The sequence below is a fragment of the Hymenobacter sp. UYAg731 genome (assembly GCF_054061335.1).
In genome coordinates this window covers 273,623-296,128 of the sequence record NZ_JBSSEC010000006.1, presented here as the reverse complement: position 1 = coordinate 296,128, position 22,506 = coordinate 273,623, and the positions used below count along the sequence as shown (strand labels likewise).

At 60.4% G+C, this 22,506-nt stretch carries 27 protein-coding genes and 1 tRNA gene; 11 read left to right on the top strand and 17 right to left on the bottom strand.

Annotation, left to right across the window (positions count from 1 at the left end):
* Position 1 precedes the first annotated feature (1 nt).
* Complete coding sequence (locus tag ACVWYF_RS19260) at positions 2 to 874, top strand: HNH endonuclease (RefSeq protein WP_457071086.1); 873 nt, start codon at positions 2 to 4, stop codon at positions 872 to 874.
* Here ACVWYF_RS19260 and ACVWYF_RS19255 read toward each other — a convergent pair.
* From ACVWYF_RS19255 to ACVWYF_RS19235, 5 genes are all read right to left on the bottom strand, one after another.
* Positions 871 to 1,353 (bottom strand): HEPN domain-containing protein, encoded by a 483-nt coding sequence (locus ACVWYF_RS19255; RefSeq protein WP_457071084.1) that lies wholly within the window; start codon positions 1,351 to 1,353, stop codon positions 871 to 873. The genes ACVWYF_RS19260 and ACVWYF_RS19255 overlap by 4 nt on opposite strands.
* Positions 1,350 to 2,918 (bottom strand): GmrSD restriction endonuclease domain-containing protein, encoded by a 1,569-nt coding sequence (locus ACVWYF_RS19250; protein WP_457071082.1) that lies wholly within the window; start codon positions 2,916 to 2,918, stop codon positions 1,350 to 1,352. Before ACVWYF_RS19250 ends, ACVWYF_RS19255 begins: the two co-directional genes overlap by 4 nt.
* A gap of 267 nt (positions 2,919 to 3,185) precedes the next feature.
* Complete coding sequence (locus ACVWYF_RS19245) at positions 3,186 to 3,599, bottom strand: hypothetical protein (RefSeq protein WP_457071080.1); 414 nt, start codon at positions 3,597 to 3,599, stop codon at positions 3,186 to 3,188.
* Positions 3,600 to 3,715: 116 nt separating this feature from the next.
* A complete protein-coding gene (locus tag ACVWYF_RS19240) occupies positions 3,716 to 4,462 on the bottom strand; it encodes a hypothetical protein (protein ID WP_457071077.1) in 747 nt (248 codons plus the stop codon).
* A 62-nt stretch (positions 4,463 to 4,524) separates the two neighbouring features.
* Positions 4,525 to 5,109 (bottom strand): thermonuclease family protein, encoded by a 585-nt coding sequence (locus ACVWYF_RS19235; RefSeq protein ID WP_457071075.1) that lies wholly within the window; start codon positions 5,107 to 5,109, stop codon positions 4,525 to 4,527.
* Positions 5,110 to 5,179: 70 nt separating this feature from the next.
* Here ACVWYF_RS19235 and ACVWYF_RS19230 point away from each other — a divergent pair, with 70 nt between their 5' ends.
* Positions 5,180 to 5,374, top strand: coding sequence for a hypothetical protein (locus tag ACVWYF_RS19230; protein ID WP_331058462.1), 195 nt, complete (start codon positions 5,180 to 5,182; stop codon positions 5,372 to 5,374).
* An 83-nt stretch (positions 5,375 to 5,457) separates the two neighbouring features.
* Entirely contained in the window at positions 5,458 to 5,994 is a 537-nt protein-coding gene (locus ACVWYF_RS19225) for a hypothetical protein (protein ID WP_457071073.1), read from the top strand.
* A 5-nt stretch (positions 5,995 to 5,999) separates the two neighbouring features.
* Here the strand turns inward: ACVWYF_RS19225 and ACVWYF_RS19220 are convergent, their stop codons facing one another.
* The 9 genes from ACVWYF_RS19220 to ACVWYF_RS19180 all read right to left on the bottom strand — a co-directional run bounded on the left by ACVWYF_RS19220 (position 6,000) and on the right by ACVWYF_RS19180 (position 12,390).
* Positions 6,000 to 7,364 carry a phage integrase SAM-like domain-containing protein gene (locus ACVWYF_RS19220; protein ID WP_457071071.1) on the bottom strand — a complete coding sequence of 455 codons (1,365 nt, stop codon included), beginning with the start codon at positions 7,362 to 7,364 and terminating at the stop codon, positions 6,000 to 6,002.
* 165 nt (positions 7,365 to 7,529) lie between these two features.
* Positions 7,530 to 7,603 (bottom strand) — tRNA-Asn (locus ACVWYF_RS19215).
* A 111-nt stretch (positions 7,604 to 7,714) separates the two neighbouring features.
* The gene (locus ACVWYF_RS19210) at positions 7,715 to 8,140 is read right to left on the bottom strand and encodes a hypothetical protein (RefSeq protein ID WP_457071069.1); all 426 of its coding nucleotides are present in this window, start codon (positions 8,138 to 8,140) and stop codon (positions 7,715 to 7,717) included.
* Positions 8,141 to 8,263: 123 nt separating this feature from the next.
* The gene (gene ftsY / locus ACVWYF_RS19205; RefSeq protein ID WP_457071067.1) at positions 8,264 to 9,235 is read right to left on the bottom strand and encodes a signal recognition particle-docking protein FtsY; all 972 of its coding nucleotides are present in this window, start codon (positions 9,233 to 9,235) and stop codon (positions 8,264 to 8,266) included.
* 101 nt (positions 9,236 to 9,336) lie between these two features.
* Entirely contained in the window at positions 9,337 to 9,501 is a 165-nt protein-coding gene (locus ACVWYF_RS19200) for a DUF4295 domain-containing protein (RefSeq protein ID WP_072008680.1), read from the bottom strand.
* Positions 9,502 to 9,509: 8 nt separating this feature from the next.
* Entirely contained in the window at positions 9,510 to 9,692 is a 183-nt protein-coding gene (gene rpmG / locus ACVWYF_RS19195; protein ID WP_168674975.1) for a 50S ribosomal protein L33, read from the bottom strand.
* Positions 9,693 to 9,959: 267 nt separating this feature from the next.
* Positions 9,960 to 11,660: an aminopeptidase P N-terminal domain-containing protein gene (locus ACVWYF_RS19190; protein WP_457071064.1), complete on the bottom strand. Its 1,701-nt coding sequence runs from the start codon at positions 11,658 to 11,660 to the stop codon at positions 9,960 to 9,962.
* A gap of 220 nt (positions 11,661 to 11,880) precedes the next feature.
* On the bottom strand, positions 11,881 to 12,120 hold the full coding sequence (gene rpmB, locus ACVWYF_RS19185) for a 50S ribosomal protein L28 (RefSeq protein ID WP_088462723.1): 240 nt from the start codon (positions 12,118 to 12,120) through the stop codon (positions 11,881 to 11,883).
* An 87-nt stretch (positions 12,121 to 12,207) separates the two neighbouring features.
* The gene (locus ACVWYF_RS19180; RefSeq protein ID WP_457071062.1) at positions 12,208 to 12,390 is read right to left on the bottom strand and encodes a DUF5522 domain-containing protein; all 183 of its coding nucleotides are present in this window, start codon (positions 12,388 to 12,390) and stop codon (positions 12,208 to 12,210) included.
* Between the two features lie 80 nt (positions 12,391 to 12,470).
* Here ACVWYF_RS19180 and ACVWYF_RS19175 point away from each other — a divergent pair, with 80 nt between their 5' ends.
* On the top strand, positions 12,471 to 12,983 hold the full coding sequence (locus tag ACVWYF_RS19175) for a hypothetical protein (protein ID WP_457071060.1): 513 nt from the start codon (positions 12,471 to 12,473) through the stop codon (positions 12,981 to 12,983).
* Here ACVWYF_RS19175 and ACVWYF_RS19170 read toward each other — a convergent pair.
* Complete coding sequence (locus ACVWYF_RS19170) at positions 12,980 to 13,390, bottom strand: RidA family protein (RefSeq protein ID WP_457071058.1); 411 nt, start codon at positions 13,388 to 13,390, stop codon at positions 12,980 to 12,982. The two genes, ACVWYF_RS19175 and ACVWYF_RS19170, sit on opposite strands and share 4 nt — an antisense overlap.
* A 108-nt stretch (positions 13,391 to 13,498) precedes the next feature.
* Here ACVWYF_RS19170 and rocD point away from each other — a divergent pair, with 108 nt between their 5' ends.
* The 7 genes from rocD (at position 13,499) to ACVWYF_RS19135 (ending at position 20,268) form a co-directional block, all read left to right on the top strand.
* Positions 13,499 to 14,749: an ornithine--oxo-acid transaminase gene (gene rocD / locus ACVWYF_RS19165; protein WP_457071056.1), complete on the top strand. Its 1,251-nt coding sequence runs from the start codon at positions 13,499 to 13,501 to the stop codon at positions 14,747 to 14,749.
* Between the two features lie 113 nt (positions 14,750 to 14,862).
* Positions 14,863 to 16,002, top strand: a complete 1,140-nt coding sequence (locus tag ACVWYF_RS19160) for an NAD(P)/FAD-dependent oxidoreductase (RefSeq protein WP_457071053.1) — start codon at positions 14,863 to 14,865, stop codon at positions 16,000 to 16,002.
* Positions 16,003 to 16,059: 57 nt separating this feature from the next.
* A complete protein-coding gene (locus ACVWYF_RS19155; protein WP_457071051.1) occupies positions 16,060 to 16,611 on the top strand; it encodes a hypothetical protein in 552 nt (183 codons plus the stop codon).
* 99 nt (positions 16,612 to 16,710) lie between these two features.
* Positions 16,711 to 17,697 (top strand): porphobilinogen synthase, encoded by a 987-nt coding sequence (gene hemB / locus ACVWYF_RS19150; RefSeq protein ID WP_457071049.1) that lies wholly within the window; start codon positions 16,711 to 16,713, stop codon positions 17,695 to 17,697.
* Positions 17,698 to 17,808: 111 nt separating this feature from the next.
* Entirely contained in the window at positions 17,809 to 19,002 is a 1,194-nt protein-coding gene (locus ACVWYF_RS19145; RefSeq protein WP_457071047.1) for a transglutaminase domain-containing protein, read from the top strand.
* Positions 19,003 to 19,042: 40 nt separating this feature from the next.
* Positions 19,043 to 19,549, top strand: coding sequence for an N-acetyltransferase family protein (locus tag ACVWYF_RS19140; protein ID WP_457071045.1), 507 nt, complete (start codon positions 19,043 to 19,045; stop codon positions 19,547 to 19,549).
* A complete protein-coding gene (locus ACVWYF_RS19135) occupies positions 19,537 to 20,268 on the top strand; it encodes a DUF92 domain-containing protein (protein WP_457071042.1) in 732 nt (243 codons plus the stop codon). The genes ACVWYF_RS19140 and ACVWYF_RS19135 overlap by 13 nt, the downstream gene beginning before the upstream one ends.
* Before the next feature lie 47 nt (positions 20,269 to 20,315).
* On the opposite strand, the gene ACVWYF_RS19130 is transcribed toward ACVWYF_RS19135, so the two are convergent.
* A complete protein-coding gene (locus ACVWYF_RS19130) occupies positions 20,316 to 21,716 on the bottom strand; it encodes an APC family permease (RefSeq protein ID WP_457071040.1) in 1,401 nt (466 codons plus the stop codon).
* 198 nt (positions 21,717 to 21,914) lie between these two features.
* Positions 21,915 to 22,472, bottom strand: a complete 558-nt coding sequence (locus ACVWYF_RS19125; RefSeq protein ID WP_457071038.1) for a hypothetical protein — start codon at positions 22,470 to 22,472, stop codon at positions 21,915 to 21,917.
* Positions 22,473 to 22,506 lie beyond the last annotated feature (34 nt).

Genomic DNA, 22,506 nt, shown 5'->3' with positions numbered 1-22,506 from the left:
AATGCCTCAAGCCTACAGTTCCCGCTTGGCCTCCGAGCAGCTTATCGAGGGCCAAGTCTATACCATAGACGAGTTGCAGCGGCTACTTCACATCTCGGATGCCACAGCCGGCCGGGAGGTGTTCAGGCCTAGTGGCTATAACTCCGTTTGGCTCTCCATTACGGGACAACAACCAGGCCAGGCATCTCATAGCCATCCTATCGATAGAAACACTTTGGTATGGGTAGGGCAGCCTACAGGACGCAACGACCACCTTGTTATCACCCACGAGTTGCGCGGCTTGGAGTTGCTGGTATTCTACCGCGAAGTGCCAGGCCAATACATTGGGGGCGGCTTTTGCTACCTGGGCCGTTTTGAGTACCAGAGCCACAGCGTCGCCCGGCCAGCCATTTTCACTCTGGCGCGCAGCGGGAGCATTCCCAGCCTGGCGGAAGTGCAGGCCAAACAGGACAAGGAAGCAGGGTTCAATCCTGCCACTATCCGCGACGGCCGCGAGTGGGTGCTAGCAAGCATTGTCCGTCGTCGCGGCCAAGCGGCTTTTCGCAACAGCCTGCTCACTGCCTATGCCAGCACCTGCCCCGTTACTGGCTGCCAGGTTGAGCCGCTGCTTGAAGCCGCCCACATAATACCCTACCAAGGCCCGTCGACCAATCACGTCCAGAACGGCATGCCGTTACGAGCGGATATTCATACTCTTTTTGACTTGCAGCTTCTGGCTATTGACCCCGTTACTTTGACCGTAGAGCTTTCGCCCCAACTGGCCGGCTCTGAATACTCATCACTGGCAGGACAGCAGCTACAGCTGCCAGCATTGGTAGCAAACCACCCCAGCCGCGACGCGTTACGCGCCCATCGAATCCGTTGCGCGTTCTAGCGTGTGCGCCTTAACCGCGGCCTGTCCTTTGATATTATCCGCTTCAATAGCGGAAAGATGGTCCGCACGTTGGTGTAGTAGCCTTGTATCCTTCCATAGCTTATACCGCCAGGGTCAATACCGTGCGCTAGCTTATTGCGCAGGCCCACAATAGAGCTTAACGCGCCTGCTGCTTCCTCCGTGACGTTGGTAACATACTCATCCCGCCAAATATCACTAAACGAGAGCAGCAGTTCGACCAGCTTGTCGTTGGGCAAGTTTGCTATTCTTTCGGTCTTGCCCTCAACGTATTTAGCTACCTCAGTGGCTGAGGTGCTTTTAGCATACTCTTTCAGCAGATGCTTAACCACCTGCTCCATTAGCCCCGACGTTCGAATGCATAGGTACTCCGCCAGCCTGGCCTGTGGCTCATCAGGGGGCATGCTTGCCGCTAGCTGGAACATATTGTCCAACTGTCGCTCCATTGCTTCAATCCTCATAGCAATGGTACACCGTGGTACTCCTTTTCAAAATACTCGTGCGCTACCTCCATCCTCGTTTCGATAGAGGCTTTGTCTGATGTACCTGCCCGCACTGCGCCAACATACCTGTCATCACGTAGCAGTTGGCTATACGCCTCGATTATCTGCCCCGGTGGCATGTCAGGGTCACGCAATAGGCGCGTAGCCAGTGCGACTAAAACTGAGTCAAAGACTGCTGCATTTATTCCGCCTCCCAGCCTGAACGCTCTTTTACCCAGCACGCCTGCCACCCGGACTAGCGCGGGCATTAGCAAGGCGTCAAGCTCGCCGCGCGAGTAGCGCTTAAAGTCCCTGTTTTCCGACATGAACTTGTTGAGGAACAAGGACATCGGCTTTTCATAGACAGCACGATTATAGTAGAGCGCGAAAAACCGAAGTATAAGCTCCTGGTTGCGAAATCGGTTTGAGTAGCCGAAAATTTCAACCCATGCTGGAGCGTTAGTTAGCTCATTCAGGTACTCATTAAATGAGCCGTAGTACATACTTGCCCTAATCTCTTGCGCTGTTAGCTTCTGACCGCCTGTGTTAAGGCGCTCGAAAAGGGTATATATTCCAGCACTGTCTTCAACCGGGTCGTTGGGCTTGATGATGATTGCGTGGATGGTTTGGTTATCAAGCCGGCTTCTGTCGTCCGCGGAAAGGTTATTATAACCCTTGCCTTCCAAGTCAGGTGCTACCCCTTTGAGCGTGAACTTGTCGCCGCGCAGCAGTCCTGAGTAAAAGGCTCGTAGGCTTAGGAGCCGCTGTTGACCATCAACAATTATCAGCTTATTACTGCCATCGTGCGCCAAGACAACACTAGGCACTGGTAAGCCCAAAATCAAGGACTCAATAAATCGGGAGGCTGTTTCTCGGTTCCAGATGAATTGACGCTGGAAGCCGGGCACATAAATATTTCCCAAGTCAGGGTCGAGCTTGTTAACCAGCGATTCGATGGGATAGTCCACGCCGTAGCTTGTGAGGGAAAACCGGCGAGAGCTAGGTTCGTCTTCGCCCAAGTCGACGTAAGTACCCTGCTCAACCTCGCTATTAAAGTAGCCGGCATGTATGGCGTCGTGATTTTTGAGGTACGTCAAAGCGCTTTCCTTGCTAAACACTACTACCTGCTCAGCATTTTCTTTCCCTCGAACTGTAATGCCCTCTATCACGGCTTCATGAAGTGCCTCCTCACGAACCTGCAGCGAGACGGACGTTCCGAGTGGGGTGTCATGCTTTTTGTAGTCGTAAGCCACAAATAGCTCCAGCGAGGCCCAATAGCCTAGTATCAAAGTCGTTTCGCCCTCCTCTTGCTTGAACGAATCCACACCAGTTACTTGGATTCTGTACTCCCCATTTGGCCGATTATTACCACCGCGAGACAGGTTCCAGATATAGATACGAAAGCGGCCTGAGAATTCGCTCGTTCTAACATCTAAAACTGCAGGGTGCGCATCGCGAGTGTTGATGTAGTCAACATGAGCTCCTTCTCCCTCGATGGTTTGCACAAAGATTTCTACTAGCTGCTGCTTCGAGTGCTTCGCCATTGGGCAGATTTTACGGCTTAATAAGTTGAAACTTTTGCGAAGCTAATAGTATCAAGGCTGGACTACTGATAAAAGCCATTTGTGATTTTGAGTAGACCACAGAATGTCTACCTGCAACCATCAAAGCATCAGGCCCAGTACCGGAAGGACAATAGGTATTAGAAGAACGAAGGCAGTGATTAAAAGCCCCGACTCTACAGTTGGACTCGAAAAAGGCCGGCCCCTCACAAAGAGGAGCCGGCCTTGCCGTTTATGGATAAGCAGGTGCTAACCCATTATTTCCGATGCCTGCGTATTGAGTGCCTCAGCACCTTTCTCTGTAGCCGCACCCTTCGCAGCCTGCGCCGGTGGGATAATCGGCGTGCCCGCCACAATTTCCCCAAACAGTGGGTTAGCAGGCAATTCCTGCCCGCCATTGCCGTCCGGCACCTGATTGAAGATAATCAACTCCTCGCCCGGCGTGCTTTGCGCCAAGTGGTCTATCAGCACCTCCTGCCCGCTGTTGGCGTGCAGCGCCTGCGTGAGTAGCGTATAGGTGCTCACGTCCACGTTGTAGAGCTGGTTCAGCGCGTTCATCTGCATAGCTGCGTCCTCGGCCGCACCGATGGCATCCGCGAGCAGTTGGGTGTAGCGCCGAGCCTTACGGTCAGCTTTAGCCCGTAGGCTAATAGCGCGCTTCATGCGCCGCTTGAATTGAGTTTGATAGGCTGAGAGTGCCATTGCTATAAGACTGAGAAGGTGAAAGAAAAACGGCCGGCCACATTCGGCCGGCCGCTTGGTGCCGAAGGCTCGTCGGCTTAGGCCACGTACTCAATAGCCAGCGGGTTAGTGCTGTTGTTATTGAGGGCGTAGAACTTGCCGTTAATCTGCTGGTAGAAGTTGATGCCAACCACGCCCACCACCAGATTGGCCGCCGCCGGAGCCGCCGGGAAGCTGGCCACCACCGACTGGTTGGCCAAGGCCGCGCTGTTGATGGGCAGAATACCCAGCGGAGCAGCCACCACGCCGTTGGTGTAAGTCAGCATCTCCATGTCCAGGTCCGAAGCGGCAAACACCACCTCGAAGTGGGTAGCGCCCTGCGGGGCTGCAATGTCCGAGGCCGGATTCAGCGACGGAATGGTCATGGTTACATCAGCACCCGCGCCCGTTACTTCATAAGGGAAGTACATGGTTTGGCCGATGCCGGCCCCGGCGTTGAAGTTGAAGCCCAGCAGCGGCGCCGAGTTGCCCGCGTCGAATACCCGCAGGCCGCGGTCATTCGTGTCGTCGAGTCCGATGACTTCGCGCATCACCTTCGTGAGGCGCGAGGCCAGGAGACTGTCGCTGGCCGAAGCAATGGCCACGCGCAGCGAGTCGCGGAGCAGCTTGCTGTATTTAGCGGCCAAGCCAAATTCGGCCGCGTTTTCGCGGGTACGCGCCCGGCTAGGGGCGTTGGCGAAAGCGGCCTTGTCGCCTTGCGGCTTTTGGGAGATGTTCCCGTTTTTGCTGAACACCAGGCCCCCTACGGTGCCTTGGATGCCAATAATGCCCGTTTGACGTGCCATAGTGGTAAGCTGTTAAGAGTTGAAAAGTCGTTGATTTGGCTGCTTGCGCTTATGCGACTTTGCTACCAGGTGCAGCCCACCCCGTAACGCCGCTTGTTTTTGTAGTTGAATTGCCGCCACTGCCGCGGCGTGAGCACGCTCACCGCCCCGCACTTCCAGAGCCCGCGCCGGGCGGCCACGGCTGAGGCCTGCTGCGCGGCGCGGCCGGCTACCCGGTGCTTCGGGTCCCAGGCCCACGCCCAGCCGCGCGCCACCAGCAGCGAGTCCAGCGCCAGAGCCGGCCCGCCGGCTACCGGCAGCCGCACCGTGGCCAGCGTCCGCCCGTACAGGTCCACACCGCGCCGCCCGAGCAGTACCGTCCGCTCAGGCTGGAGGAGCCGCATTACCGAGTCGCCCGCCTGATGCCCGAATGGCTGGTCCGTCTCCGGCGCATCCACGCCGAGCAGCCGCACCCGGTACACCACGCCCCCGGTCAGCACGTCGTAGGTATCGCCGTCCACGACCCGCACCACGCGCCCGGCTTCCTGCGTCGGTGCAGCAACCTTTGGCCGGGTATCAGTCAGGCCGAGAGTTACCCCCTCACCCAATCCGAAACCAGTGGCAACCAGGAGTAACCACCCGCTGAAATACAGTGCTTTATCTTTCATGGCACGAACCTACAGCCGGCTTTTAGCCGTTGTATATTCGTCTGTCCAAGTAGTCCCAATTCGCCCCCACATGCCCCAGGTTTGCCTTTACCCCAAAGACGTTGCCCAGCTCACCGGCACCGGCTACGACGCCGGCAAGCGCCTGTTACAGCGCATCCGTACCCAACTGCGCAAGCCCGCCCGCGCCTACGTTTCGGTAGCTGAATTCTGCGAGTACACCCGCCTCCCCGAGGCCGAAGTAGCCGCCGCCCTGAACCGGGGCTGAAGGCAGGACGGAGGCAGTCTGCAGGCACTCCGCAGCAGCGGGGATAAGCTCACCGCTCCGGTTACTTTGTACATTGTGCCATTATGAAAAATGGCATTCAGGAAGCAGATTTAGAAACCATTGTTCTCAGTTGGAAAGGGCCCTACACCCTTTCTGAGCTAGAAAAAATACCGGATGGCAACGGTATTTATCTATTAACCGGCACCAAGAAATACAGCCGTTCGCTACTCAACTTCACGAAGGTGCTGTACTGTGGAATTACGGAACGCCGGTTCTCAGTCCGAGTTAATGAGAAACACCACCAAGTACCCAACATCAAGCCCACTAACTTACGGATATGGATAGGGTGCCCAATCTTTCCAGTAAACCATGACCGTTCGCACTTGGAATTATTGGAAACCTGCTTAGTCTCCTTTTGGCAGCCTGAATTAAACCAAAAGAAGAAAGCTTATTATCCCCGCAAACCCATTTGCTTAGTGGTGAAGTGGTGCAAACAGGACGGCACTGCTTACAAACGCTTACCCGACGATATTTCTGAGTTGAAAGACGTTATGTGGTGGGATTGCAAAGACTGGAGAACAGGTGATTTGAAGGTACAAAGACGTACAGCGTCAGCTTAGTGTGGCTACCGAACCGGTTCCCCATCGTACCACTCACCCAGCACCGCCCGCCACGCATCGAGCACGGCCGGGGCCAGCAGCCGGGCCTTGTCTTTGGCGTAACGGTCCGTCACGTCCTCGTCAGCATGTCCGAGCACGAGCTTGGCCAGTGCCTTGTTTCCGTTGCTGACCTGCTTTAGCAGCGTGCCGGCGGTATGCCGCGCCGTGTGGGTGCTGATGACCTGATGAATGGGCCGCCAGTTATGCACCACTTTCCCGCCCGTAATCAGCCGGTCGTCCCATTCCCGCGTGAGACCGGCGGCCTGTGCAATATCTTTTATCCAGTCGCACCGCTGCTGCCAGGTACGCGCCGGAAACTGCCAGCCCCACCGCTCGCCAATCTTCACAGCAATAGGTGGCAGCGGTACGGCCGCGTCATTGCCCGTTTTTCCCTGTGCGTGGAGCAGCGCTGGCACTTTGCCACCATCGGGCAGGGTCAGCGTAATTCGTTCGCGCACGTCGAATTTTTCGAGGTCTTCGTACCGCCGCCCGCTGAACAGTTGAAACAGCCACCGGTCCCGCTCCTCGGCTAAGCCCTCCGACGTCGGCCGCCACTGAATGAGCCGGCGCACCTCTTCAATCTCCAAATCCAGCTGCGGTGCGTTCTTCGCCGAGTATTGCAGCCACGCTAGGTCATGCGGCAGCCCCAGCTGCTCAAGGCACTTGCGGATACCTCCAAAATGCACTTTGATGGTCGCGTCCGACTTCTGCAGGTCCAGTAGATGCTGTTGGTACTCCTTTGCCACCTTTTGCGTCACCTGCTCGGGCCGCAGGTCAGGCTGCCAGCTTTCCATCATCGTGGCCAGTTGGTCGTACTTGCGCAGCGAGTCCTTGGCCAGGTTGCGGTTTTCCCCCTTCCACTCTTCCAGCACCTGCCGGAAGGTGCGGCTAACCTTCGGCGCGGCCACCGGTACCAGCGCGGCTTTCTCAGGTGCCAGCTCTGCCGCCATTACGGCCTTGGGTATTTTACCGGGCCCTCTGTTGTCGTACAGCCGGTAGAACGTGTCCTCGACAGTCTTCTTGCGACCCATCAAGTGCGCATTGATATTGGTGGCCGTGTCGGGATGAGTAGGCACCGTAGCCATTTCTTTCACCGTCAGTTTCCGCCCCTCCATCACGCGCTGGGCCTTGCTGTCCCATAGCACCTCGATGCCCTGCCCATGCGGTCCGGGCCGCTCCGGCAGCACCAGTACCCCCGCATCCGACTGCAATTCCTCCCCATGCCAGCGCACGGTCATCCGAATCGGACAGTGTCCGCGTCTGTTCAGGGCGGCCTTCCGCAGGTAAAACTGTACGCTGATAGTGCGTTTGTAGAAAGTGGGGCTCAGCATTGGATTGGCCGTTATCCCGGGTTCTGTCCCGGTACATGTCCCGGTTTGTGTCCCGGTCCAATCCAAAATTAACCGAAGATGCCCGAAGTGCCAAACAGCAAATGTGCCCGTAAGGCCTGAAAACAAAGAAACCCGCCGGTTATCGGCGGGCTTCTTGTGTTGTAGCGCTCCCTCCTGGGCTCGAACCAGGGACCCTCTGATTAACAGTCAGATGCTCTAACCGGCTGAGCTAAGGAAGCTTTTTTCTAGTCCGAAACCCGGTTGTTGTTGTTTCGGAGTGCAAATCTACAACGGTCTCTCAAAGATACGCAAGCCTTAATCTGTTTTTTTTCAAAAAAATCTACGCAGGCTCAGTTTGTAATATTGAGGATATTGCCTTGTAGGTTGGTACTGTACTGTTTAAGCGGCCGGGGCGTGGGCCCACCGGTTATCTGCCCTTGCAAATCAAATTGTGAGTTGCAGCACGAGTCACGCATAAACAGCCGCGAACGGTCCAGGCTGACCGTGGCACAGGCGTCGTACGGGCGGTAAGGGCAATTGCGCTCGAAGGCTAAATAGGAGTTCGCATTCTGGCGCACCACGATTACGCCCTTCACGCCGCCGGTGCCGGCCGGGCCTTGCACGGGCAGCATTACGGCCCCGTTGTTGGCCCGCAGGTTCACGTACTCCTGGTTCGTGAGCACCAGGCTCAGGTTCACCGGCGCGTAGGGAATCAGCGGCTGGTCGTCGTTTTTGGAGCCGCAGGCCGCAGCACTCAGCAGCAAGCAAAGAGTCATGAATAGCGGGAGACGCTGCATAATCAGGTTTGAATAAATGCGTGACTTGCTCATCTTTTGTCGGGAGCCCAAAATTCCCGATAGAAAGCCAGCCCGGTTACCATCAACGAAAACTGGCCGCGATTATTTCTTAAACAGCGAGTTCACGAACGTGTGCCGGTCGAACAGCTGCAAGTCCGTCATCTTCTCCCCCACCCCGATGTAGCGCACCGGAATGCTAAACTGGTCCGAAATACCAATCACCACGCCGCCGCGGGCCGTGCCGTCGAGCTTGGTGATGGCCAGGGCCGTGACTTCGGTGGCTTTGGTGAACTCCTTGGCTTGCAGGAAGGCGTTCTGGCCGGTGCTACCGTCCAACACCAGCAGCACTTCGTGCGGCGCGTCGGGAATCATTTTCTGCATCACGCGCTTGATTTTGCTCAGCTCGTTCATCAGGTTCACCTTGTTGTGCAGGCGGCCGGCAGTGTCGATGATGATGACATCAGCGCCCATTTCCACTCCTTTTTGCACGGCATCGAAGGCTACGGCAGCGGGGTCGGTGTTCATGCCGTGGCTCACCACGGGCACACCCACGCGCTGGCCCCAGATGATGAGCTGGTCCACGGCGGCGGCGCGGAAGGTATCGGCCGCGCCCAGTACCACCTTTTTGCCGGCGGAGTGGAAGCGGTGGGCCAGCTTGCCGATGGTCGTGGTCTTGCCCACGCCATTCACACCCACCACCATGATGACGTAGGGCTGCCCGGTGCTACCCGCGTTGTCCAGCACGGCCGTAGAACCGGACTTATTATCCTCCAGCAGGGCCACTATTTCCTCGCGCAGGATGCGGTCAAGCTCGCCGGTGCTTACGTACTTGTCGCGGGCCACGCGGGCCTCGATGCGGTCGATGACCTTCACCGTGGTTTCGATGCCCACGTCGGCATGCACCAGCAGGGTTTCCAGGTCATCAAGTACCGACTCGTCCACGGTGCTTTTACCCACCACGGCCTTACTCAGCTGGTCAAAAAAATTGGTTTTGGTCTTTTCCAGGCCGGCATCAAGCGAGGCTTGCTGGGCTGGAGTTTCCTTGTCCTTTTTAAAAAAATCGAAGAGGCCCATGGGGGAGGGAGGATAATGGGGCGGGGAAATATCCCTACACGCAAAAAGTCCCACGAAGGTGGGACTTTTTAAACTTTTACAAGACCGTAGCCGGTCAGCAACTATTTGTTGCCGGTAGCCAGGTAGTCCTGCACTTTGTCGAGCAGCACCATTTCCTCGCGGAAGGTGTAAGCACCGGTTTTCTCCGATTTAACGGCACGAATTACTTTCGCCCAGTTCTTGGCGTTCTCAACGGTTTTCAGCGTTGCTACTACTTTCTTAGCCATTGTTCAGGTTATTTAATTTCCTTGTGAACAGTCATTTTCCGCATAATCGGGTTGAATTTCTTCAGCTCGATGCGCTCAGGGGTATTCTTGCGGTTCTTGGTGGTGATGTAGCGCGAGGTGCCCGGCAGGCCCGAGGTTTTATGCTCGGTGCATTCCATGATAACCTGCACCCGGTTTCCTTTCTTGGCCATCTCGACGGGGGTGTATGTGTTTTAAAATTTAGGACTGCAAAGGTACGGGGATTTTCGGAAAAGTCAAGGATGTGTCCCGCAACTTTCAGTTGGCGAAGCAGAACGGCAGTCGAAACGGTCAGGATAGACCGCCATTAAAAAGGCCGTCATGCCGAGCGCAGCCGAGGCATCTCGCTCGCTTCGTTGCAATGGTGTTGATTACCACAGTAGGCGAGATGCCTCGGCTGCGCTCGGCATGATGGCCTTGCTTAGCTACTACGGTAGCTACTACTTCAAATCCGGCAGCTTAAAGCCTTCCAGCGCGCTGGGTTCGGCCATTAGCTTCTCGATATCGGCCACGGTGCGCGGCGCGTCGGCCGAGAGGTTTTCGTAGCCGGTGGCGGTAATGAGGGCATCATCTTCGATGCGGACGCCTATGTTCCACCACTTGGGGTCGCAGGGCGAGCCGGCGGGGATGTAGATGCCGGGCTCCACGGTGATAACGTTGCCGGGCAGCAACGGGCCGTAGCTGCCGCTGTCATGCACATCGAGGCCGAGGTAGTGGCTGGCCCCGTGGGGATAGTATTTGCGGAACTCGTCTTTCTTTTTGATGATGCCGAGCTTTTGCAGGCCGGCGGCTACTACTTCCTGGGTGGCTTTGTTGGGCGCGTCGAAGGGCACGCCGGGGCGGCAGGCAGCGAAACCGGCCTCCTGGGCGGCCAGTACCAACTCATAAATCTGGCGCTGGGCGGGGCTGAAGGTGCCGGATGGCGGCGCGGTGCGCGTGACGTCGGCGGAGTAGCCATGGTATTCGGCTCCGCAGTCCATGAGGAGGAGGTCGTTGTCGAGGCGCTGGCGGTCGTTGGTTTCGTAGTGCAGGATGCAGCCGTTGGCCCCGCCGCCCACGATGCTGGGGTAGCCCTGGAACTCGGCCCCGTAGCGGCGATACACGTATTCGTGCAGGCCCTGCACCTCCATTTCGCCCATGTCGGGACGCAGCAATTTCATCACCTCGCGCTGCCCCTGGGCGCTGATGCGGATGGCGCGGCGCAGCAAGGCCAGCTCCTCGGGCGTTTTAATAGCGCGCAGGTCGCCGAGCTGTTCGCCCAGCGTGGCATCATCGAAGCGGCCGGGTGGGTTGGCGTCGATGGCGGCCTGGCGGCCGGCATCGGTGGTGGCGGCCAGGTAGGCGCGGATGAGCGGCGTGGTGCCGAGGGCCGGCGTTTCTTTCACCTGACTATTCAGGTACTCAGTGACGCGCCTGGCGCTGCGGATGCCGGTGCGGCGGATGATGCTATTGAATTCGGTAATGGCCGGGTTGTAGTCGGTGGGCACGGCGGCCTGCTGGCGAAAGGTGGCCACGAGGCTGTGCAAATCGGCGGGGTTGGCGAAGTCGTCGCGGGTGTCGGCGGGCAGGCCGGGGACCAGGATTTTATCGAAATCAGCCCACTTGATGCTGGCGGCGGCGAAGTCTTTGTTGTCGGCCGCATACTGGAGTTGAAGCTGGCCTTTGGCTCCGGCCGCGCCCAGGCGGCGGCCAGTCCAGGACTCGCGGGCGGGGTCGCGGGGCTGGGTGAAGAGGGCTTCGGTCACGCCGGGCTGGCCACCCACGGTGCGCGGCTCTTTGAAGAGGAGCAGCACGGCATCGGGCTCCTCGTAGCCGGTAAGGTAGTGAAAATCGGGGTTTTGGTGGTAGATGTAGTCCACGTCGTTGGCCCGGTTACGGACGGGCGCGGCGAACACCACAGCCACGCTATTGGGCGGCATTTGGGCCCGCAGCAGTTCGCGCCGCTGCTTGTGGAAGGCGGGCGAGAGGAAATCGGTAGGCCGGGCGGGAGCCGGATTGTTAGTCAGTGGCTCGGGGATGGACGTGGGGGCCTGGGCCGAGGCGGCGAAGCTTAGCAACCCCAGCAAACCGGCAAAAACCACCGAAGAAGCTTGTGGCCACGGCCGGGGCGACAGGAAACGGGAAGGGAACCGGAACAGCATAAGCATCAGGATTAGGGCGAACAATCAGAATACCAGCCAAGGTAGCCGCCAACAGACAAAGCCAGCGCCGATACAGTTGCCTGGGGAGGCAAACGTATCGGCGCTGGCTTTTTACTATTGGTAGTCGGTATTGGGTAGTCAGTAGTCTGATTTAGGGGTAAGCGTCGTGGTCATTTCTGACTACTCACTACCCAATACCGACTACTAACAGAACCGAAATCTAGTAAACGATGAAGCCCTGCTCCTTGGCCTTCTTGAGGACGGCCATGATGCCATTCTTGTTGATGGTGCGGATGGTGGAGGTAGCTACTTTCAGGGTCACCCAAGCATCCTGCTCGGGGATATAGAAGCGCTTTTTCTGCAGGTTCGGATAGAACTTGCGCTTAGTCTTGTTGTTAGCGTGCGAAACGTTGTTACCAACGCGGGTACGCTTGCCGGTCAAATCACAAACACGGGCCATGATATCGGAGGGTTAAATTTTATTACAAAGCAGGGAAACGGGCCGCAAATATCGGCAAAAGTCTGGCATTCACCAAACACCCGGCCCTTATTTCCCATCGGATGCGCCCTGAGCGCCTGGTTTGGGCCGAAATTTCCAGGGACAGTGGCGGCAGCCGCTCTGGCAGCAACTGCCCCGGCGGCGGTGGTACTGCTCGGTGAAGACGAGGTAGCCTTCGGGCGTGTAGTAAAAATCGCCGGGCTGGAGCGGCTGGGGAACGGGAGCAGGCATTTGGGAATCAAAGGTAGGGCCGGTGGCGTTTTATGGCTTGGGTGTTGTACCTTGTGCTACTGAAATCTGCTATTCATTCTATGAAAACGCCTACTGTTTTTGCATTGTCGCTTCTGGCCGGGACTGCCGTATTGCTTACTTTTCCTACGGTGGCTCAGGCACCCACGCCGGTGGTACTGACGGCGGCTACGGCCCCGGCCGGGTTACGCCCGGCGCTGGCCCGCGACCAAACCGCCCTGGCCGACCCGGTGCGCGAGGCCTTGCGCACGTTGCCCCAGGCCAAGAAGAAATTCCTGGCCGGCCTGCCCATCGGCGACCAGTTTTTGCTTTCGGTGCGGGTGATTGCGACGGATACCAGCTTCCGGCAGGCTTCGGCGCGGGTGCTGGGCTGGCACGGCAACACGGTACAGGCCCTGCTGCTGCCCGAAACGACTACCGATTCCCCTACTGCGGCCGAGCCCACCCCAGTGACTTTTCCCGAAACCGCCGTGGTGGACTGGACCCTGCTGCGGGCCAGCGGCCGCGAAGAAGGCAACTACGTGGGCCGCTACGCCGACACGGCGCACCAAGTAGAAGGCATGCGCTTGCGCTAGAGCTCCGGCGGGGGCTGGGAAACGGCAGCAGGAGGAATTACCGCGATGCATTCAATCTCAACCAGGGCATCGAGCGGCAAACGCGATACTTCGACGGTGGTGCGGGCCGGCCGATGCGCGCCGAATACGCTGCCGTACACGGCGTTCATGCGGGTGAAATCAGCAAAGTTTTTGAGGAAAACGGTGGTTTTTACCACATCGGACAGCCCGAGGTTACGACTCGATAACACGATACTGAGGTTGGCCAGCACTTGACGGGTTTGCTCCTCAATGGTGTCGGCCTCGATGGTCATGGAAGCCAGCACTATTGGCGTCTGACCAGAGCAGAACACGAAGCCGCCCGCCACAATGGCTTGGGCGTAAGGACCGATGGCCTGGGGCGCATCGGGGTGGTGTAGCGTTTCCATGGGGGTAAAAGTAGACGAACAAAGTGGCAATCAGAACGGCAGCGGCTTTATTCGTAATTTTGAGCGGTTCAGCATTACCACCGCTTCACCTACTCATCCCACCCGCCCATGGACACCGCCTCCCCCACCGCCACCAGCCGCCGCGCCGAGCAGCTCATGCGGCTTGAAGACCAGTACGGTGCCCACAACTACCACCCGCTGCCCGTGGTGCTGAACCGGGGCGAAGGCCCACTGCTGTGGGACGTGGATGGCAAGCAGTATTTCGACTTTCTCTCGGCCTATTCGGCGGTAAATCAGGGGCATTGCCACCCGCGCATCATTGGGGCGCTTACGAAACAGGCGCAACAGCTCACGCTCACGTCGCGGGCGTTTTTCAATGACCAGCTGGGGGCGGCCGAAAAGCAGCTCTGTGAGCTGTTCGGCTATGATAAGGCCCTGATGATGAACTCCGGGGCTGAGGCCGTGGAAACCGCGCTGAAGCTGGCCCGGAAATGGGGCTACCAGGAAAAAGGTATCGCGCCGAACATGGCCCAGATTGTGGTGGCCGAGCACAATTTCCACGGGCGCACCACGGGCATCATCTCCTTCAGCACCGATGGCGACAGCACGGGCGGCTTCGGGCCCTTTATGCCCGGCTACCGGGTAGTGCCTTACAACGACATCGAAGCGCTGGAGGAAGCCCTGAAAGACCCGCACGTGTGCGGCTTTATGGTCGAACCCATTCAGGGCGAGGCCGGCGTGATGGTGCCGGCCGTGGGCTACCTGGCCCAGGCAAAGGCAGTCTGCCAGGCGCACAACGTGCTCTTCATTGTCGATGAAATCCAGACTGGGCTGGGCCGCACGGGCAAGCTGCTGGCCTGCGACCACGAGGCTGTGGACCCCGATATCCTCATCCTGGGCAAGGCCCTGAGCGGGGGCGTGCTGCCAGTGTCGGCGGTGCTGTGCAATGATATTATCATGCTCACGATTCAGCCGGGGCAGCACGGCTCTACGTTTGGCGGCAACCCGCTGGCCTGCGCCGTGATGCGGGCTGCGCTGGACGTACTCGTCGATGAAAAGCTGGCCGAAAACGCCGCCCGGCTGGGTGAAATCTTCCGCGAGCGGATGCGCCAGGTGCAGGCCCAGCGCCCCGAAGTGGTGGACCTGGTGCGCGGCAAAGGCCTGCTCAACGCCGTGGTGATTGTGCCCGCCGAGGACGGCCGCACCGCCTGGGACGTGTGCGTGACGCTGATGGAGCGCGGCGTGCTGGCCAAGCCCACGCACGGCGACATCATCCGCTTCGCCCCGCCGCTGGTGATTACGGAGGCGCAGTTGCACGAGGCCTGCGACGTGATTGCGGAGGTGATTCTGGCGTTTTAAGCCCAATCTGTCATTCTGTAGCGCAACGAAGGACCTTCTCACGTTTGAGCAATTTGTTCGGGCGTTAGAAGGTCCTTCGCTGCGCTCAGAATGACAGGCTTTTCCCTTGCCTCATGCACAACGCCAACCTCTCCTACTGGGAATACCAATCCTTCTTCGGCCCGGCTGAGGTCGCCATCATCGGCGCAGGGCTGGTGGGGCTCACGGCGGCCGTCTACCTGAAACAGCAGCGGCCCGACTGGCGCGTGGTGGTGCTGGAGCGCGGCGCACTGCCCAGCGGGGCTTCAACCAAAAATGCCGGGTTTGCGTGTTTTGGGTCGATTTCAGAGTTGATGGAGCAGGAGAAGCGCGGCGACCTGCAGGCCGTGGTGGCCGCCCGCTGGGCCGGACTGGCGCGGCTGCGCGCACTGCTGGGCGATGCCGCCTTGGACTACCAGCCGGTAGGCGGCTACGAGCTCTTCCGGCACGAAGAAACGGTACTGGCAGCCGAATGCCGGGATAAAATCGACTACTTCAACGCGCTGCTGGCTCCGGTAATTGGCCATGCCCGCACTTTCCGCGATGCCAGTGCGGAGGCGGGGCAATTCGGTTTCGGGGGTGTGGGCACGCTGCTCAAAAATGAGCACGAGGGTAGCCTTGATGCCGGCCGCATGGTGCGTGCCCTGCTGGCCCGCGCCTGGGCCGCCGATGTGCCGGTGCTCACCAACTGCGCCGTGGAAGATGTGGCCAGCAGCGCCACCGGCCACCGCCTGCACCTGGCCAACGGCGCGACCGTGGCAGCCGGCCAGGTGCTGCTGGCCACCAACGCTTTCGCCACCGAGCTGCTGCCGGAGATGGCCGTGACGCCCGGCCGCGGCCAGGTGCTGGTGACGGAGCCGCTACCGGAAGTAAAATTGCCCGGCACCTTCCATTACGACCACGGCTACGCCTATTTCCGCCAGCTGCCCGACCACCGGATATTGCTCGGCGGCGGCCGTAACCTAGATTTTGCGGCCGAAGCAACCACCGCGCCCGGCCTCACGCGCCCGGTGCAGCAGTACCTCGAAAACCTGCTGCAGACAGTGATTTTGCCCGGCCGGCAGCCGCGCATCGACTACCGCTGGAGCGGGGTGATGGGTTTCGGGCCGGCGCTGGCGCCCATCATCGACTGGGTGCGGCCGGGCGTGCTGGCCGCCGTGCGCTGCAACGGCATGGGCGTGGCCCTGGGCGCGGGCATTGGCTGGGAGGCGGCGCAAAAGCTGGCCGCCGGGTAGCGGAAACCGGCCAATATTCGTACAGCCCTGCTCAGACCTCACTTCCGGCTTTCCTCTATGCTTTTTGTTACGCGCCCTCGCTTGTTTCACTCCCGTTTGCTGGCGTTGCTGGTGGTAGCCGGCGGCCTGGCCAGCGGCTGCCAGAGCAGCCGGCCCAGCTTCTCGTTTCAGCCGATGCCGGGGCGGGTGCGGACGGTGCAAGCGGCCGGGACAACGCGCGCCGCGCCGAAAGCGGCTGCCACGCCAATTGCCGTGGCTCCCACCAAACCGGCCGCGCAGCCGGTAATTGCTTCGCCCGTAGCTCGGGGGCACCGCCGCGCACTGCCGCAGCCCGAACCAGTAGTGGCATCGACCGCAAACACTGCTATTGCTCCTCTGCCGATAGTGCGGCTGGCCACCGCGCACCGGCGGACACTGCTGGCCCGGGCGCACGCCACGGCCGAAGCCGGATTGGGCACCACGGTGCTGGGCGTGCTGGGGCTGGTGGTGCTGCCCATTGCCCTGCTGGGCCTGCTGCTGAGTGGTGGCGGGCTGGTGTGGGGCATTGTGGCGGGGGCGGCGGCGTTGGCGGTGCTGGTGGCGTACATCGACCCGTTTGGGCGGCGGTAGTCTGCGTTTTGAAACGAACTTTGCGGCGCGTTTTCGCTTGTTAGGAATCGATTTTATTATTTCGCTCGCCCCGGGCGCAAGCCTGGTGTCACCCTTCGTATGCTCCCAACCCACCGCCCCCGCCGCAATCGCAAGTCCGCCGTTATCCGCGATATGGTCCAGGAAACCCGCCTCACCGCCCACGATTTCATCTACCCCCTCTTCATCACCGAAGGCCAGAACCAGACCGAGGAAATCAAGTCGATGCCCGGCATCATGCGCTTCACGGCCGACCGGGTGATTGACGAAATCGGGCAGTGCGTGGAGCTGGGCGTGAAAGCCTTCGCGCCCTTCCCCAACATCAACGAAGTGCTGAAGGACCCGATGGCCCGCGAAAGCACCAACCTCGACGGCCTCTACCTCAAAGCCGTGGCCGATATCAAGCGCCAGTTCCCGGAGGTGGTCATCATGACCGACGTGGCCATGGACCCTTACAGTTCCGATGGCCACGACGGCGTGGTGGACCCCGACTCGGGCGAAATCCTCAACGATGCCAGCCTGGAAGTGCTGGGCCAGATGGCACTGGCCCAGGCCCGCGCCGGGGCCGACATCATCGGCCCGAGCGACATGATGGACGGCCGCGTGGCTTGGATTCGGCGGGTGCTGGACGAGAATGGCTTCAGCCACGTCAGCATCATGAGCTACACGGCCAAGTATGCGTCGGCCTTCTACGGTCCGTTCCGCGAAGCCTTGGCTTCGGCCCCCAAAAAAGGCGACAAGAAAAGCTACCAGATGAACCCCGCCAACCGCCTCGAAGCCCTGCGCGAACTGGCGCTGGACGAAGCCGAAGGCGCGGATATGGTGATGATAAAGCCGGCATTGAGCTACCTCGACATCATTCGGGAAGTGAAAAACCACACCAACCTGCCCGTGACGGCCTACAACGTGAGCGGCGAGTACGCCATGATAAAAGCGGCCGCCCAAAACGGCTGGGTCGACGGCGAGCGCACCATGATGGAGGTGCTCACGAGCATCAAGCGGGCCGGGGCCGATGCCATTCTGACCTACTTCGCCAAGGAGGCGGCGGCAGTGCTGCGGCGCGGCTAAGTCTCGCTTGAAGGTTTTCGGTTTTTTAACGTTGGGCAAATTTGGTGGGTAATGCCGCCGGATTTGCCCAATTTTGTTGGTGGGTTTTCCGTCCTTGAATTCGTAGCTGCCGTGCGTGTATCGTTGACTTCCGTTTGCCTGCTGGGGCTGCTGAGCCGGGCCGGACTGGCGCAACCGGCCCGGGCGCAGGGTGCCCGGCCCAAACCCCGCCCGGCCGCCCCGGCTCCGTACCAGGCCGTGGATGCCCGGATGCGGCAGGTGCCCGACTCCTCGGCGCGGACGGTGGGCGGGCTGGCGCGTTTCATCACGGCCTCATTTCCGTCAGAAGGCGACCGGGCGCGGGCCGCTTTCGTGTGGGTGACGCGCAACATCCGCTACGACGTGGAGAATATGTACCTGCTCGAATACGAGCGCCCCCCGGCCGTTGTGGTGCAGGAAACCCTGGACAAGCGCGAGGGCGTGTGCCGGCATTATGCCGAGCTCTACAGCGCCGTGGCCAACCAAGCCGGCGTGCTTACCTACGTGGTGCCCGGCTACACCAGCCTGCTGGCCTCGGTGGGCCACGCCTGGTGCGCCAGCCGCATCGAGGGGAAGTGGCAGCTGCTGGAACCAACCTGGGCGGCCGGCAGGGTGGTGAACCACAAGTTTGTGGCCGAGTTCGACAACACGTACTTCTGCATGCCGCCGAAAGCTTTTATTGAGCTACACATGCCATTCGACCCGCTGTGGCAGCTGCTGCCCGCGCCGCGCACGCCCCAGCAGTTTCAGCAGGGCATTGTGCCGCCCACGCCCCGCCCGGCGTTTGCGTTCGCCGATTCGCTGGCCCTGTACACGCAGCAAACGCCCAAGCAGCGGATACATGCCACCAACCGGCGCATCGCCCAGAACGGCGTCAAAAACGGCCACACTTACACCTACCTGGCCAACAACCGGGGCCGGGAAGACAACCTGCACATCGATACCTACAATGAGGCGCTGAACGAGTACAACGAGGGCGTGAAGCTGGTGAATGCGTTCGTGGAGTTCTACAACCGGCAGTTCCAGCCCCGCAAAACCGATGAGGAGCTGCGCCAACAGCTGCCGCCGATTCAGGCCCGTTTCGCGCAGGCCCGCCAGCTGGCGGCCACGGTGCAAAGCCAGAATCCGGCCCTGCTCACCAGCCTCAAAGAATTCAACGCGTCGTTGCAGGAAGCCGACGACAAGCTGCAGAAGTGCCAGACCTTTATGGACCGCTACCTGGCCACCGGGAAGCTCCTGCGGCCCACCTTGTTTCTGAGTTTTAATGTGCTGGGCGAACGCCGGTAGCGGCGTTCATTTCTTTTTTTCGACCATTATTTTTCCCTTTATGCCCACTACTCGCCGCGCCACTGCTGCTGACATGCCGGCCATCCTCGCCCTAGTGCGGCGCGTGGTGCCGCTGATGCAGGCCAGCGGCAACTTCCAATGGACGGCCGACTACCCGAACGAGGCCGTCTTTACCGCTGATATCGCGCAAAACCAGCTATGGGTAGCCGAGTTGGATGGCACCATTGCCGGCGTGGCCGCCCTCACCCAGGACCAGGATGCCGAATACGCTCAGGCCGACTGGGACGCGGCCGAGTCCGCCCTGGTAACGCACCGCCTGGCCGTGGACCCGGCCACCCAGGGCAAAGGCGTAGCGCTGGCCCTGATGGCCGAGGCCGAGCGGCAGGCCGTAGCCCAAGGGTTGAAAGTATTGCGCGTCGATACCAACTCCGAAAACGTGGCCACGCAGCGGCTGTTTCCGAAGCTGGGCTACCGGTTTGCGGGCGAGATTACGCTGGGGTTCCGGCCGGGGCTGCGCTTCTTTTGCTACGAAAAGTGGCTGGGGTAATGGATTTATTTCGGCTCGGTTTGGTGGCGCTGTTGCTGGCGTTTGGCATGTTTTACAGCGTGCGGGCGGGCAAGCTGACCACGGCCGCTGCGGCAACCGGCGGGGCGCTGGGCTTGCTAATTTACCTCGGCTGCGGCTTCACGGGCTTGGCGCTGCTGGCGCTGTTTTTTGGGCTGGGCACGGCGGCCTCCGGCTGGCGCGTGGCCGACAAGCGCCGCCTCGGGCTGGCCGAAGAGAACAAGGGCCGCCGCACAACTGGGCAGGTAGTGGCCAATGCCGGGGTGGCGGGGCTACTGGGCTTGCTGGCCTGGCAACTGCCAGCCTACGCCCCGTTGGCTGGTCTGATGCTGGCCGGCAGCTTCGCCGCCGCCACCGCCGACACGCTTTCCTCCGAGCTGGGCAACGTGTATGGCCGCCGCTACTACAACATCCTCACGCTGCGGCCCAACACGCGCGGCCTCAACGGCGTGGTGAGCCTGGAAGGCACGGCGCTGGGGCTGGCCGGCACGGCCGTGCTGGCGGTGGCTTACTGCCTGGGTTTTGGCTGGGGGCCGGCGTTTGGGTGGCTGCTGGTAGCGGGCACAGCCGGCAATCTGGCCGACTCGGTGCTGGGCGCGACGCTGGAACGGCGCGGTTTCCTCAGCAACAACGCGGTCAACTCGCTAAATACCCTGACCGGGGCGCTGGTGGCAGGCGGGTTGATGCAGTGTCTGGGTTAGCATTATGGGGCCACTGTTTCGGGAATTTCTCAGTAACTAAACCGAACCTATTGCGCAAATGGCCACCGCTTCAGCCGCCGGCTCCAGAGCAGGAACGCGCCCGTGCCCAGCGCCATCATGCCCAGCGCGGCCACCTGGAAGTAGAGCTTGAAATGCACGCCGCCCCACGTCACCTCGGCCGGCGCGATGCCTACGAATACGAACAGCCACACGATGATGGCCAGAATGACGGGCAACGGGTAGAGCGGCATTTTGAACGGCAGCGCGCTCGTGCCACGCCGCTTCCGCAGCAGCATCAGTCCCACGGCCTGGCCCACGAATTGCACCAGAATCCGCATGGCCAAGATGGCCGAAATCACCTCACCCAACCGAAACAGCAGGCTGAACACGAAGCCCACCCCGCCTAGCAGCAGCAGCGACACGTAGGGGAAGTGTTTGGTGGGATGCAGCTTGCCGAAAACGGGCAAAAACTCGCCATCGGCCGCCGCCGCGTAGGGAATGCGCGAGTAGCCCAGCAGCACCGCAAACAACGACGCAAACGCCACCAGCAGCACCATGGCCGTGGCCACGTTGGCCGCCGTGGGGCCGTACAGCCGCTCCATAAACACGCTGATGATAAACTGCGACTTGTCGCCGGCGCTGGCCTGCCAGCCCTGCACTTCCTGCCAGCCGATGACCGTGCCCACGCTCCAGTTCAGGAGCAGGTACAGCGCCGCGATGCCCAGAATGCTCAGGAAAATGCTGCGCGGAATCACCTTCTCCGGCCCTTTGATTTCGGCCCCGAGGTGGCACACATTGTAGTAGCCGAGGTAGGAATAGATGGTTTTGACCGCCGCCTGGCCCATAGCAGCCGAAATGAGCAGGCCCGGCAGCGCCGAGAAGCCACCCGCCGGGAAAATATCGACGTGGTGGTTGGGGTGCGTAACGCCGCCAAAAATCAGCCAGCCCATCAGGCTCAGCACGCCCACCCACAGGGCCACGCCCAGCTTGCCGATGTCCTCAATGCGGCGGTAAAGCAGCACAATCAGCAGCAACACCACGGTGCCGGCCACCGCTTTGGGCTGCCACCACTCGGTCATCGGCACGAGGTAGCCGAAGTATTGGGCGAAGCCGATGGCCCCCGACGCCAGCACCAGCGGCGACTGAATGAGCGTCTGCCAAACGTAGAGGAACGACATGTAGCGGCCCCATTTCTGCTCGCCGTAAGCCAGCTTGAGGAAACGGTAGCTGCCGCCGGCTTCGGGGTAGGCCGCGCCCAGCTCACTCCAGATTAATCCATCGACGGAGGCCAGGGCCGCGCCCACCAGCCAGGCCAGCAGGAAATTCGGCCCCATGAAGCCCATCACGAGCGGCAGGGTGACAAAGGGGCCAATGCCCACCATGTCAATCATATTGAGGGCGGTAGCTTGAACCAGGCCGAGGCGGCGCTGCAAAGTAGGTGCGGACATGAGGGCGAAAGTAAGGTGAGGGGGGTGGCCACCGATAAATTCTGCGGGTAGGACAGGCCGTAAATAGGACTATATGCCGGGGCACGTTCGGGGTAGGTTGGTTCTGTCTCTATACTGCCTCTAGACTTTCTCTACACTCCTCCTATTAAAGCAAGCTGGAAGGTAATGGCAGAAATTGAATAAAAGCGGGGCTGCGATTTACAGCGTGAAGCGGCGGGTGGTGCAGTTGCCGGGGCGGTCGTGGGCCTCGACGTCGCAGGTGGTGCCGGTGGCGTGGTTTTGCCGCACGGCGTAGTGCCAGTCGCCGGCGGGCTGTAGCGTGGCGGGGCCGGTTTCGAGCTCGGTACCGGTGGGGCTAAGGAAGCGCAGGACGACGGCGATGACTTCGAAATCGTCGGTGGCCTGGATGAGGAGGGCGTCGCCGGGGCGGCCGTGGTAGGCGCGGGCGTCGAGGCCGAGGACTTCGGGGGCGCGCATGTAGTCGGCAATGGCGACGGTGTAGGCGCTGGTGCGGCGCTGGTCGATGCGGGTGGCGTACAGGGCTTTGGCGGCGGGGTCGCGCAGCTGGGCTTTGGCGTAGAGCTGGGCCTGGTACATGCGGTCGAGGTGGGCCTGCTGTTTGGGCGAGCGGGGGGCGCGCTTAGCGTTGCTTTCAGCCGCCTGCACGATGGTTTGACCGCCGACCTGGCGGATGACGAGGGGGCCGATTTTGCCGCTGATGCCTTGGAGGAGCAGGTTGTTGGTGACGCGGGCCATGCGGGCAGGGGGCTTGGGGTGGGGAGTGGGGAGT

Excerpts from the sequence above, each read along its gene's own strand:
- ACVWYF_RS19260 (WP_457071086.1), top strand. The coding sequence starts at position 2 with ATGCCTCAAGCCTACAGTTCCCGCTTGGCCTCCGAGCAGCTTATCGAG.
- ACVWYF_RS19255 (WP_457071084.1), bottom strand. The coding sequence starts at position 1,353 with ATGAGGATTGAAGCAATGGAGCGACAGTTGGACAATATGTTCCAGCTA.
- ACVWYF_RS19250 (WP_457071082.1), bottom strand. The coding sequence starts at position 2,918 with ATGGCGAAGCACTCGAAGCAGCAGCTAGTAGAAATCTTTGTGCAAACC.
- ACVWYF_RS19245 (WP_457071080.1), bottom strand. The coding sequence starts at position 3,599 with ATGAAGCGCGCTATTAGCCTACGGGCTAAAGCTGACCGTAAGGCTCGG.
- ACVWYF_RS19240 (WP_457071077.1), bottom strand. The coding sequence starts at position 4,462 with ATGGCACGTCAAACGGGCATTATTGGCATCCAAGGCACCGTAGGGGGC.
- ACVWYF_RS19235 (WP_457071075.1), bottom strand. The coding sequence starts at position 5,109 with ATGAAAGATAAAGCACTGTATTTCAGCGGGTGGTTACTCCTGGTTGCC.
- ACVWYF_RS19230 (WP_331058462.1), top strand. The coding sequence starts at position 5,180 with ATGCCCCAGGTTTGCCTTTACCCCAAAGACGTTGCCCAGCTCACCGGC.
- ACVWYF_RS19225 (WP_457071073.1), top strand. The coding sequence starts at position 5,458 with ATGAAAAATGGCATTCAGGAAGCAGATTTAGAAACCATTGTTCTCAGT.
- ACVWYF_RS19220 (WP_457071071.1), bottom strand. The coding sequence starts at position 7,364 with ATGCTGAGCCCCACTTTCTACAAACGCACTATCAGCGTACAGTTTTAC.
- ACVWYF_RS19210 (WP_457071069.1), bottom strand. The coding sequence starts at position 8,140 with ATGACTCTTTGCTTGCTGCTGAGTGCTGCGGCCTGCGGCTCCAAAAAC.
- ftsY (WP_457071067.1), bottom strand. The coding sequence starts at position 9,235 with ATGGGCCTCTTCGATTTTTTTAAAAAGGACAAGGAAACTCCAGCCCAG.
- ACVWYF_RS19200 (WP_072008680.1), bottom strand. The coding sequence starts at position 9,501 with ATGGCTAAGAAAGTAGTAGCAACGCTGAAAACCGTTGAGAACGCCAAG.
- rpmG (WP_168674975.1), bottom strand. The coding sequence starts at position 9,692 with ATGGCCAAGAAAGGAAACCGGGTGCAGGTTATCATGGAATGCACCGAG.
- ACVWYF_RS19190 (WP_457071064.1), bottom strand. The coding sequence starts at position 11,660 with ATGCTGTTCCGGTTCCCTTCCCGTTTCCTGTCGCCCCGGCCGTGGCCA.
- rpmB (WP_088462723.1), bottom strand. The coding sequence starts at position 12,120 with ATGGCCCGTGTTTGTGATTTGACCGGCAAGCGTACCCGCGTTGGTAAC.
- ACVWYF_RS19180 (WP_457071062.1), bottom strand. The coding sequence starts at position 12,390 with ATGCCTGCTCCCGTTCCCCAGCCGCTCCAGCCCGGCGATTTTTACTAC.
- ACVWYF_RS19175 (WP_457071060.1), top strand. The coding sequence starts at position 12,471 with ATGAAAACGCCTACTGTTTTTGCATTGTCGCTTCTGGCCGGGACTGCC.
- ACVWYF_RS19170 (WP_457071058.1), bottom strand. The coding sequence starts at position 13,390 with ATGGAAACGCTACACCACCCCGATGCGCCCCAGGCCATCGGTCCTTAC.
- rocD (WP_457071056.1), top strand. The coding sequence starts at position 13,499 with ATGGACACCGCCTCCCCCACCGCCACCAGCCGCCGCGCCGAGCAGCTC.
- ACVWYF_RS19160 (WP_457071053.1), top strand. The coding sequence starts at position 14,863 with ATGCACAACGCCAACCTCTCCTACTGGGAATACCAATCCTTCTTCGGC.
- ACVWYF_RS19155 (WP_457071051.1), top strand. The coding sequence starts at position 16,060 with ATGCTTTTTGTTACGCGCCCTCGCTTGTTTCACTCCCGTTTGCTGGCG.
- hemB (WP_457071049.1), top strand. The coding sequence starts at position 16,711 with ATGCTCCCAACCCACCGCCCCCGCCGCAATCGCAAGTCCGCCGTTATC.
- ACVWYF_RS19140 (WP_457071045.1), top strand. The coding sequence starts at position 19,043 with ATGCCCACTACTCGCCGCGCCACTGCTGCTGACATGCCGGCCATCCTC.
- ACVWYF_RS19130 (WP_457071040.1), bottom strand. The coding sequence starts at position 21,716 with ATGTCCGCACCTACTTTGCAGCGCCGCCTCGGCCTGGTTCAAGCTACC.
- ACVWYF_RS19125 (WP_457071038.1), bottom strand. The coding sequence starts at position 22,472 with ATGGCCCGCGTCACCAACAACCTGCTCCTCCAAGGCATCAGCGGCAAA.